This window comes from Bradyrhizobium sp. Ken01 (assembly GCF_055807355.1).
Genome location: NZ_JBVVPC010000094.1, coordinates 1 through 10,323, shown reverse-complemented (window position 1 = coordinate 10,323; position 10,323 = coordinate 1). Strand labels below are relative to the sequence as shown.

Sequence of the window (10,323 nt, the reverse complement as noted above, 5' to 3'; positions counted from 1 at the left end):
TCGAAGGGACAGAAGAATGACTTCCGAGATGCGGAAGCCATCGCCGAGGCGGTCCAACGCCCGACCATGAAGTTCGTGCGCCGGTGAGCGGACCTGTTGAATGCCGCCGCTACTTCGCAGATAGTCCAAAGATCGCACCTACTTGGCCGAGTGTTGCCCGCTGGCCGGTATCTCGATCTGAAAAACGGAACCAGCGCAGTCTGACTTGGCGAGCCGCAATGTGCCTCCGAAGCCCGCTACCAAGCTAGAAGCGATGGCGAGGCCCAAGCCGATACCAGCGGACTTCTTCGTAAAGAATGGATCGAATATGCGCTCGCGATCCTCAACCGGAATTCCAGGCCCGGAGTCCTCAACCGACAATAGTATCCTCGACTGGCCGTTTAAACTCGCTGTGAGCCGCAGATGTCGGGCTTCTGGAGGCAGGGAGTGCATTGCGTCTACAGCGTTCTTGACGAGGTTCAAGAGCACTTGCTGCAATTGCGTGCTATCTAGATGCACCTCTGGGAGACTACTCTCAAATTCTGTGGTGACAGCTACTTCATGGACTGTAAGCTCATGATGCAACAGTCTAAGTATTAAGCGAACCGCATCCTCAATACGTGTAGATGCGCTTCGATCAGTCGTTTTCTTTGACAGTTCGCGAATGCTCGTAATGATTTCGTTCGCGCGAAAGCTGTCGCCTTCTATATCACTGAGTATATCGTCCATTTGATCAAGCTCTGGAGGCTTCGAACGAAGTTGGCTCCGCGCGGTGTTGGCATTAAGCGATATCGCTGCCAACGGCGTCCTTAGTTCGTGGGCAATGGCCGCCGTGACAGCATCTATGCTCAAAAGTCGGTTGGCGCGTTCGCGGCCTTGTAAAATGATCGCACTGGCGAGACGTGAATAGAGAAAGATTGTCTCGACGATCAGCACGCTCAGCAACATGCAACTGGCAACGAGAACAAAGCATCTAGCTGCGTACCAACCAATCGTAAATCGTATCGAGCTGCCGATGATTGCCACCAAGAAGCTAGGCATGTAGGCAAGCAACGTCACGATCAACCACAAATCTAGGATCGTACGTCTACGTAACAGCAATACCGCTGTCGCGGTAGCACCCCAGAGCCACAGCGCGAGGTTGACCTGATTCCCAAATTTCGTCTGCAATCTGATGTCATTAGTGAAGAAGCTTGGCAGGTATTCCGTCTTTGTGCATACGATCCAAGTGAGTACAGCAATCGTCGCAAGGACACCACCAACAGTAACTATGATCGGTGCCATTTTGGATCCGGCCGGAAACTTGCTGTTTCCGATGGTGTCTTTGGAGATTGCATAGACAAGGACAGCCGCCGTAAACGTGCTGTGCCAAAGCACGTAAATCCAAGCTGGAGTGTTAGGTCCGTCACCAATCAGACCGTCGGGCGCGTACCCGCCCGGAAAAGCGAGCGTCTGCAGGAATGCAAATGAGCCGCTGAATATGTAAGCGCTCGCGAGCGCAAGCAACGCGCGTTGCGGTTGGATAGAAAATTGAGCGAACAGAAAAATTGCCGTGAGGAGATCGGCAACGGCTAAGACGGTTTGCAAAACCGGGATGAATGAGTCAATTCGGCGGACCTGTATGTTCGCGTATGGTGCCATAACTGCCGCCGCCACCATCAAAAGGACGATGACACCGACTGCTACGGCACGTTGCCGCGAGCTTGCCGGCATCGTTGCGATTATCAATGGAAAATCTTGACCCACTTCGTCTGCAGGCAATTGGCTCATTCCAAACTTAGCTTGATGAAATTTCATCGCGTCGTCCTGGCTATCTTGGACAATGAGTTCAGGGTCAGCCAAAGAAAACAGTAATGCAGTGAGAAGAGTAAGCTTCTGTTCGACCCCTAATCTAACCATGGCGGCTCTATTTCAGCCAGCATAGACGTCCGGAATGGGTCTTGGTCGTGTAAAAACTCCATTCGGGGAAGCCGGGAGAAAGCCGCACCGTTTAGCGTCAGGCCACGATCGCGGCCATCAACGGCTTGGTCCCAACGATGTTCATAACCCGGGTCAGATTGTAGGCCAGGACCGAGAGGGCCATTTCGGCGGCGACTTTTGGGAGGGTTTTGGTCAGGAAGTGCGTCGCACCCATGCGCGCCTTCATGGTGCCGAACGGATGCTCGACGGTCTCGCGACGTAGTCGCATGGCGAGCGGGTTCGCATCGAGCCGCTGCTGCACGGCGTCGAGCAGATGCTCGTGTTCCCATCGCGTGATCCGTCGCTCGGACCCGGGCGTGCACTGGGATTTGATCGAACAATTCTTGCAGGCGTTGGTCCAGTAGCGCCGCAGCATCTTGTCGGCTTCTTCGTTTGTATAGCGATACGGCAACCGCTCCCCGGCCGGACAACGATAGGCGTCGTCCTCCGGCAAATAGACAAAGTCCTGCTTGCCGAAGCGTCCGTCCGACTTGGCGCCCGAAGTCATCGGCTTGGGCAGGGTCACCGTGATGCCGGCCTCGTGGCAGGCGAGGATCTCCGGGCTGCTGAAGTAGCCGCGGTCGGCAACGGCATCGAGGGTCTCGGTCTGCAATACATTCTTTGCCTGCCTGGCCATATTGGCGAGTTGCGCTCGATCCGAGCCGCTGTTCGTCACCTCATGGGTAATGATCAGGTGATGATCGGTATCCACAGCGACCTGCACGTTGTAGCCGACGACGCCCGAGCCGCGGCCGCTGGTTGCCATCGAGCGGCTGTCGGGATCGGTCAGAGATATCTGCTGGTCGGGCGAAGCCAGCATCTGCTTCTCGTAGACGGCAAGCTTGCCCATTTGCTCTTTCACCTTCGCCAGCTTCTCCTTGAGCCTTGTCACCTTCGCGGCCAGCGCTTCGGTCGGCTCCTGCCGGTCGGCGGTGTCAAGCTGGCTCAGATAGCGGGCGACGCTCTCCTCCAGTTGGGCACGCCGCCGCTCCACCTTTGCCCGCGTGAAGTTCCTGTCCCGGTTGTTCACGGCCTTGAACTTGCTGCCATCGATGGCAACGCTCGCCGTCGCGAGAAGGCCCATCTCACGGCAAAGCTCAACGAAGCGCGCACATACCTTGCGTAGCCCCAGGCCGTTGTCCTTGCGGAAGTCCGCGATCGTCTTGTGATCAGGCACGAGCCGGCCCAGCAACCACATCACCTCGACATTGCGGCCGGCCTCTCGCTCCAACCGCCGGCTCGACTGAACCCGGTTCAGATAACCGTAGATATAAAGCTTCAGGAGCACCGAAGGATGGTACGACGGCCGTCCGGTCGCGGCCGGGTCCACCCCATCGAAGCCCATTTCCGCCAAATCGAGCGCATCGACAAACACGTCGATCACGCGAACCGGGTTGCCTTCGTCAACGAAATCATCGAGGCATTCGGGCAGCAGCGTCGACTGCCCACGATCCGCCTCTTCAATGAACCGCCTCATTAATTCTCTCCCGAGAATCATCGAGAGAATCATAGCAGCGCAATGGCGTTTTCACACAGCCAGGGTCAATCGCGTCGGCCTGCTCCCGATGTGATGACTTCCGGTCTACCCCGGTGAACGGGCATGTAGCGGCAGCCCGTCATGGAAGCGAAGGCCCAATAGGCGACGTCACGCCCAAACTTGACTGACACGACGCCGCGCGGCTAGCGAAGCGGGCGGGACCGGCTGAACAAGAAACGGCTGGGAGTGAACTTTCGGGCTACCGCGAGCGCGCTGCCCTCGCACGTTTCGAGCGCGATCTTCTGGGCCAGCATCACGTCTCCAATCGGAAGATCGCCAACGGGCAGGAAACACAAGCCGATCCTTGGACCGCCGTTTTCGCCGATCTCGCAGACATTCGCAGCCGCTCCCGCATAGATCCTATAGTGGTTGCCCGTGTCGCCGCCGATTACCTCGAAATAACCCTTTTCCGCGAATTGCCGCCGTTGGACAGGCGAGAGGTAATGCAGCAGCAGCAGCAGCGCGCGTCCTTCCGGAGTGCTCTCGGCGCCGTGTCGAATGAACAGCGCCTTTGCAGCTCTCATCCGTGAGCGTTCACCCGGCCGCGAGCGTCTGAACAGCCGCACGGCTTCGCGATTCAGCCGCCGACCAGCCTGGGGAAGAAGAGAGTTTCTTCCGCAGTGGGGTCGAACGATCGGATCCGCGACACCTGACCTGAACCGGTCCGGACCGCGGCGGTGAAGCCGACGTTCGTCAGCTCGCGGAATCGCTGCTCCGCCTTGGCTACTTCCCCTGCATCGTCCGCATCGAAGAAGTGACGGCTGTCGCCGGTACTGTCCATCACGGTCTGCATCGGCATGCGGATCCCTCCTTGTTGATCATGACAGAATATTGTTGAAGCTCCGAAGTTCCTCGATCGCACCAAAGCTACTGCCTTTCGCGTCTCGCAACCAAGGCTTCGGTATGGTGGTACGCAGATGGCCCGCAAGCCAGGGCGCAGATTTTGTGGACTTCGGCGAACAGCATCAGCCCGCCACAGCGTCACCGGATATGGCCATTGGTCGAAAGTCGGTCCGCATCCTTCCACAAACCAGCTTTCGCATTCACATACGATAATTCATCTGATGGGGAGCGCAGGTACGCTCTGAGCGGGGCCTTGTAGAGAGGCTTTCATGCCGTACTATGAATTCGAGCTTGTCACCGATGCAACATGCCAGCATCAGGGCGGAATGATCTTAGAAGATCGACAAGGAGCGGCGGACCAAGCAGAACGTCTCGCAGCGGAGCTCACGCTGGTGCGACCAGAACTGATGTCCCACAATTCTGCAATTCGGGTTCGAGATCACAGCAACGCTGAAATCTATCGCACTGCGCTCGATGCTCTTGCAATCCGGAAACGCCACCCAGGTCCCGGCACACCATTGTACTCACGATAGCACAACGTTCGTGCTGCCGATTGGACATTCATCCGGCTGCATCACCAACAGCACCAAGCTCACCGAGGCGGGTCAATTCGCCTGCAAGCCAACCGACCGCATCTGTCTTCATTGGATCCACAGCGAACGACGCCGTCTCGGTACGTTCGCAGGTCGAGCATTCGAACGTGCGCGTCTCGAATCCGGACTTGCCGGGAGAGATGCGCGCCAATGCCATCCGGTGTTTGCATACGGGACACATCGGCCGTTCGTTGGTACACGAAGTCATCCACTGGCCCCAAAGAATACTCATTTACCCCAATCCGATTTTCAAAACGACAAAAGGTGAGCGCTAGGCAGCAGCTAAGTCATGCTGACCAGGGATGAAGCAGCGTTCAATGTCTGTTGGGAGAGGAGTCGCCGCCAAATGCTCCCAGTATTCTGCCTCGGCGAGCAGTTTCCAGCTTCTGTCAGGATGAAGCGCGGCACTCTGCCGACAGAGCGCGCCATCGCGCGCAAGCGCTGTGCGGTTTCCATTCCAGCCTCCCATGTTTTTCCCACCTTATTTTTTGTTTTTGCGTTGGAGTCATTATGATTATGCGCGAGAACTAATTTTTTGGTTTTTCCTGGCCCCGACCGCCACTCGATATGCTTGCTGCGGTTGGCTTTCGTCTCGAGCGCCAACGCTCTTCATTTGATGCAATGTTCCGACTGGACATTCGTCCTGGTTGAAACCTTTGTGCTCTGACGGACCACACGGCTCCGCCACGGCTTTTGCTGTACATGCGGTGCTCGCGAACGATACAGGGAAGGAATTTCGGCGCGGAGAGAAGGACCTCTTCAGCCCTGACCTGATCACGCAATTACGCCTTGGAACGCGCGCTTACTCCAGCATCCGCGGTCGCCTCCAGAGGAAACGCCCCGCAGAGCGCCCGCCATCGCAATTCTCAGTTGCCTTAAAGATCATTATGGGACCTTTGAGTCCCTCAATGGAGCTGCGAGTCAGGTTTCATCATCGTCGCCAACGTCGTCCTGATCGTCTTCGTCCGAATCGATGGCCATAGCTTCGATGTAGTCACAGCAGGCATCCCGGAGCGTGCGACCCGATGTCGGATCGTCAGGGAAAACCACCATCCCCCGGTCTTCTTTCCATAGATGGAAAAGGTCCATGTGAGCGACATGACGCTCGCGCGTGCTGCACGATATCCGTGCGGCTACACAACCCAGCTTCAGCGGTCGATAAGCTTATAGATGCGCTGTCAAACGATGATGTGCTCGCAATGATATCGTGGTGGCCGGCACCACCCGTAAATTTCCCAAGTGCCGGTAACCAGGCGCAATGGTTAAATTGCGGCAGGTTTGACCGCAGCATCATGAAAACACAAAAGCCAAAGCAATGGGCCGACCGTGAGGTCCAGCAATTATCCAAGCTGGCCCCGGCAGGCGCTGGCGTATCGAAGAGTCGCAGCCGAGCTGGGCCGTCACGCAGGATCTGTGAGGCGAATGGCGCGAAGGATAGGGATACTGTTGAAGAAATAGCCGTTGAGGAAGCTCGCATCCCCGCCCGAATGAGCGCAGCACCTACAACCCCAAACCGCGACTAATCGCCCGCACAACCGTGCGCGCAGCGTCAGTATTTCGGCCATAGAAGAGCGCTGATCGAGTTGCGAAAAGAATGGTCAGCCCAAATAGCGCGATGGCAATACCTCTAAAATGGTGGCGGACCGGGTTGAGCGATGCAACGCACGTCTAAACGGCCCCAGCCGCAGGTTGGGAGAAACAGCCGGGGCCGTGCATTCCCATTCCATGTGCCGTAATCAGCCGTAATCGGCACGCCTCGGTTCGGCGGTCGGCCACGAGCGGAAAGTCGCTTGCGCTCTGAGAAACAGGCAACCGCAGAACGGTTTTTCACCCGGTACCGTAGCTGGCCCGTGAGTGCTCTGGTCGTCAGGTGTTGTGACACCCGGCGATCTTCTAAGCTGCGACGCTCCTCCTGCTTCCTGATTGAAAAGGACACATTCGCTGGCGCCCGCCGCTCTTCCGGCGCGTTTCAGTTAGGGCCGCCCCTGGCGGCTTACCTTCCACCAGTCAAGGCGCGAAACCTGGGATGCCAGTTTGTCGGGCGACCCGCGCATCGGAGTGAACTTTGTATCGCTCCGCTCTGCGCGTTTGCAGTTGGGGCAGACGAAAAGGTGAGCGATTGTCTCTTCCGTGTTGTCGCGCACCAGCTCCGAGCGGAACCATCTCATAGTGATGCGGCAATTCGGACAGTGTGGGGGGTGAGTTGCCCCAGTGCTTTCTTTAGCTGGTCCATGCCACGCCCCCTCCGTTCCGGGAAACAGTAGCAAAGCATAACGATGCGCAAAGTATCAAAAGATACACACATTGAGCCGCCCAAACTCAGCTGAAGACACCAAGGCGAGCCGCGATGCCTGCGGCACGTCGGCAAGCTCTCCTCCAATGTGGTGGTCTAGGCCGGGGTGGGACCGAGTGCCGCGCGCGGGGCCCGTCTGGGCGGAAATTCGGGCCAGTGGCCGCGCGCCTTCCGGATCTCGACATCTTCTCGCAAGCCTAGTCGAACGCCTAAACCTCGGATGGCCGTTTGCGGAGAAGGGCAGGACGGTACTCGATTTCAAGCCAAGTTTTCCGGGCCGCAAACCGGACGGGATGGTCCGGTCGAGCAGCTGTCGTGCGAAGCCCGCGCCCCACTGTCGCCTCCACATGGATTGGCCGAATCCAACGCCTGCAGCGCCGGCGTGCGGCAAGTACGCGGGCGCAGAGCATCTTGAGCCTCCTCCCTTCGTCTACTGTCGGGAAAATCCGGAAACTTTCCGAAATGCCTTGAGTTGGCAGCGACTGGGTTCGTCTCCGGAGAGTGAGCATGGTCGACAAAGTTGTTTTGAAGACGCCACGGAGACCGCCTGGATGGTGTACCGGGCGCGCCACCCCGAGGTCGATGCGCACGACAGCCGGCGCTGCCTGCTGGAGCGCCACCTCCACGGGCGGTCGAAGCCGCGCGAGAGCGATACCGAAGAGCTCGCTGGCTTCGGGATAGCCTACCTGCAGCGGCTTCCTCGAGACGGACGTTGACGGCCGTGAAGACGCTCGCAGCGCACGTGGTCTGCGGAAGCACGAGGCCTTATTGGACGTTGCTCGCGATTTCGTCCCTCATTTCCGCGAGGATCGTGACAGTCCTGCGATTCGTGTTCGGGGTCTAGCCGATGCGGATTGCCCAGCTTGCTCCGTTGGCCGAGAGCGTACCTCCCAAGCTCTACGGCGGCACTGAGCGAGTGATCGCCTGGCTCGTGGACGAACTGGTCGAACTCGGACACGACGTCACCCTGTTTGCAAGCGAGGACTCCAAGACAAAGGGAAAGCTTCACGCCGTGTGGCCGCGCGCGCTGCGCCTGGGGCGGAAAGGGGCGGATCCGAGCGCAGCCTGCGCGCTTCTGATCGAAGCCGTCGCCGAGCGAGCGCGCGACTTCGACGTGATCCACTCGCACGTCGACTGGTTGCCCCTTCCGGTGCTCAGCCGAGCCGGCGTGCCTTTCCTCACGACGATGCACGGCCGGCTAGACCTTCCCGGTCTGCCCCAGGTAATCGGTGCCTTTGCGGACGCTCCGTTCGTCTCGATTTCCGCCGACCAGCGTCGTCCGCATCCGGAGGCGAACTGGATTGCGACGATCCAGCACGGACTGCCCAAGGATATGTTTCGGCCATCCTACGAGCCAGGTTGGTACCTGGCCTTTCTGGGGCTGCTGACGGCGGACAAGGGGCCGGAAGATGCCATCCGCATCGCGCGGGCGGCGCGGATGCCCCTGCGGATCGCTGCGAAGATTCCTCGGGCGGAGACGGCCTACTTCAAGAACAAGCTCGAGCCGAACATCGCTGGCCAGACGGTTCAGCTCGTCGGCGAGGTCGACGACGCGAAGAAACAGCCTTTTCTCGCGAATGCAGCAGGCCTGCTGTTTCCGATCGATTGGCCCGAGCCGTTCGGTCTGGTCATGATCGAGGCGATGGCGTGCGGGACGCCCGTGATCGCCTATCGATCAGGCTCAGTGCCGGAAGTCGTGGAGGACGGCGTCACCGGCTTCATCGTCGATGGTGAGGAGCAGGCGATCAGGGCAGTGAAAGAACTATCCCAGCTGGACCGACGCATGGTCCGCACCCGGTTCGAGGAGCGCTTCGCCGCAAGCCGGATGGCGAAAGAGTACGAGACCCGATATTGCGACCTGGTCGCTCGTGGAAAACGCTTCGCGTGAGAGATTTTTCCGCAGCTGGCTTGTGGACCGGCATGACTCGAAGCCTTGGCGATCCGTCTGGAGTCCGGAGCAAGTGAAATTCCAGGGTTGAGGTCGGCTCAAGCGGGCGCGGATTAGGACGTACTCCGCGATCGCTTTCAATACCTGCTCTCGGGAGCGCCCGCGAAAAGCATTTCACAGAGTATGGCGCAGAGCATAGTTTCTAACGCGGAACTTTTGCCCCAACACAACACTACGGTCGGTGGTAGAGGCTAAAATCATGAGACACGAACCATCCCGGATCTCAAAATTCTTCGGTGATTTGGCTAACAAGACTTCGCTTGCGGCTGGCCGCGCCTCGACCTTCCTGTTAGCCGCGGGTGTGGTGGTCGTATGGGGCATCAGCGGCCCACTCTTCCAGTTCTCGGACACGTGGCAGTTGGTCATTAATACTGGGACCACAATCGTAACTTTCCTTATGGTATTTCTGATTCAGAACTCGCAAAACCGTGACAGCGCGGCCATTCAGGTGAAGCTGGACGAACTCATTCGCGTGAGCGCGGCGCGCAATAGTCTGGTGGGAATCGAGCACCTCACAGATGATGAGATTGAGGAGCTTCGCTCGAAATGTGAAGCGCGTGCCCGAGCCGAGAAAGCCGGAGATGAGACACTCGATCGGACCCGACAGTCAGCGCGGCGAGCCGCCGAGCAGATCGCGAGCTGACGATGTCAGCGCAGGAATCACCGAAAAGACCGTTAGAAAATATCGACGCCATCCTGCGGCTTGAAAAGCAGGATGAGGAAAAGATCGATCTTCATCATCGTGTTTTTCATGCAATCGGATCATTCGCGGCACTCCGCAGTTCGTTGTGCTGCAATGCGCGGCGGTGGTGTGCTGGATTGCCTTCTGTGGGGCATTCCCTGGAAGAGCTTCTTGTGGCTGATCAGATACCCCTCCCGCCTGAGCGGAACATGCAGCCGCCGATAGCCGAAGCGGCGGCGCTCCTGGGCGATCGCCCTCATGCGCTGGCGAAGGTTAGCATCGACAGCCTGGGGCGTCCGATATCTCATGGTCATACGGCAGCAGCCGATGGCTTTACACGCGCGCCGTTCGCTCATCCTATGGGCATCCACCAGATGAGCGACAGCCTTCCGCTTCCCAGCGGGCGTCACCACTAGACTGTATGTCCCCCCACAAAATGAGGCGACTCACCCTCGATGTTGCGACGAGGGTTGCCCGGATGGACCGGGT

At 58.5% G+C, this 10,323-nt stretch carries 9 protein-coding genes and 1 pseudogene; 3 read left to right on the top strand and 7 right to left on the bottom strand.

What is annotated here, in order from left to right; all coding sequences use genetic code 11:
• Positions 1-138: 138 nt before the first annotated feature.
• The 4 genes from AC0L3S_RS38230 to AC0L3S_RS38215 form a co-directional block, all read right to left on the bottom strand.
• Positions 139-1,776, bottom strand: coding sequence for an MASE4 domain-containing protein (locus AC0L3S_RS38230; protein ID WP_259219206.1), 1,638 nt, complete (start codon positions 1,774-1,776; stop codon positions 139-141).
• A gap of 199 nt (positions 1,777-1,975) precedes the next feature.
• The gene (locus AC0L3S_RS38225; RefSeq protein WP_259219207.1) at positions 1,976-3,415 is read right to left on the bottom strand and encodes an IS1182 family transposase; all 1,440 of its coding nucleotides are present in this window, start codon (positions 3,413-3,415) and stop codon (positions 1,976-1,978) included.
• Between the two features lie 203 nt (positions 3,416-3,618).
• Entirely contained in the window at positions 3,619-3,999 is a 381-nt protein-coding gene (locus tag AC0L3S_RS38220; protein WP_219685550.1) for a hypothetical protein, read from the bottom strand.
• A gap of 53 nt (positions 4,000-4,052) precedes the next feature.
• Complete coding sequence (locus tag AC0L3S_RS38215) at positions 4,053-4,274, bottom strand: hypothetical protein (protein WP_219685551.1); 222 nt, start codon at positions 4,272-4,274, stop codon at positions 4,053-4,055.
• 313 nt (positions 4,275-4,587) lie between these two features.
• Between AC0L3S_RS38215 and AC0L3S_RS38210 the strand changes: the two genes are divergently transcribed.
• The gene (locus tag AC0L3S_RS38210; protein ID WP_374762395.1) at positions 4,588-4,851 is read left to right on the top strand and encodes a DUF6894 family protein; all 264 of its coding nucleotides are present in this window, start codon (positions 4,588-4,590) and stop codon (positions 4,849-4,851) included.
• A 28-nt stretch (positions 4,852-4,879) separates the two neighbouring features.
• On the opposite strand, the gene AC0L3S_RS38205 is transcribed toward AC0L3S_RS38210, so the two are convergent.
• Both AC0L3S_RS38205 and AC0L3S_RS38200 read right to left on the bottom strand, forming a co-directional pair.
• Positions 4,880-5,143, bottom strand: a complete 264-nt coding sequence (locus tag AC0L3S_RS38205; RefSeq protein WP_259219208.1) for a response regulator — start codon at positions 5,141-5,143, stop codon at positions 4,880-4,882.
• 689 nt (positions 5,144-5,832) lie between these two features.
• Positions 5,833-6,000, bottom strand: coding sequence for a hypothetical protein (locus AC0L3S_RS38200; protein ID WP_259219210.1), 168 nt, complete (start codon positions 5,998-6,000; stop codon positions 5,833-5,835).
• Positions 6,001-8,051: 2,051 nt separating this feature from the next.
• Between AC0L3S_RS38200 and AC0L3S_RS38195 the strand changes: the two genes are divergently transcribed.
• Both AC0L3S_RS38195 and AC0L3S_RS38190 read left to right on the top strand, forming a co-directional pair.
• On the top strand, positions 8,052-9,092 hold the full coding sequence (locus AC0L3S_RS38195) for a glycosyltransferase family 4 protein (RefSeq protein WP_259219211.1): 1,041 nt from the start codon (positions 8,052-8,054) through the stop codon (positions 9,090-9,092).
• Between the two features lie 259 nt (positions 9,093-9,351).
• Entirely contained in the window at positions 9,352-9,795 is a 444-nt protein-coding gene (locus AC0L3S_RS38190) for a low affinity iron permease family protein (RefSeq protein ID WP_259219212.1), read from the top strand.
• Between the two features lie 197 nt (positions 9,796-9,992).
• Here the strand turns inward: AC0L3S_RS38190 and AC0L3S_RS38185 are convergent.
• Positions 9,993-10,247, bottom strand: a pseudogene (locus tag AC0L3S_RS38185) (IS3 family transposase); the annotation flags it as partial.
• Positions 10,248-10,323 lie beyond the last annotated feature (76 nt).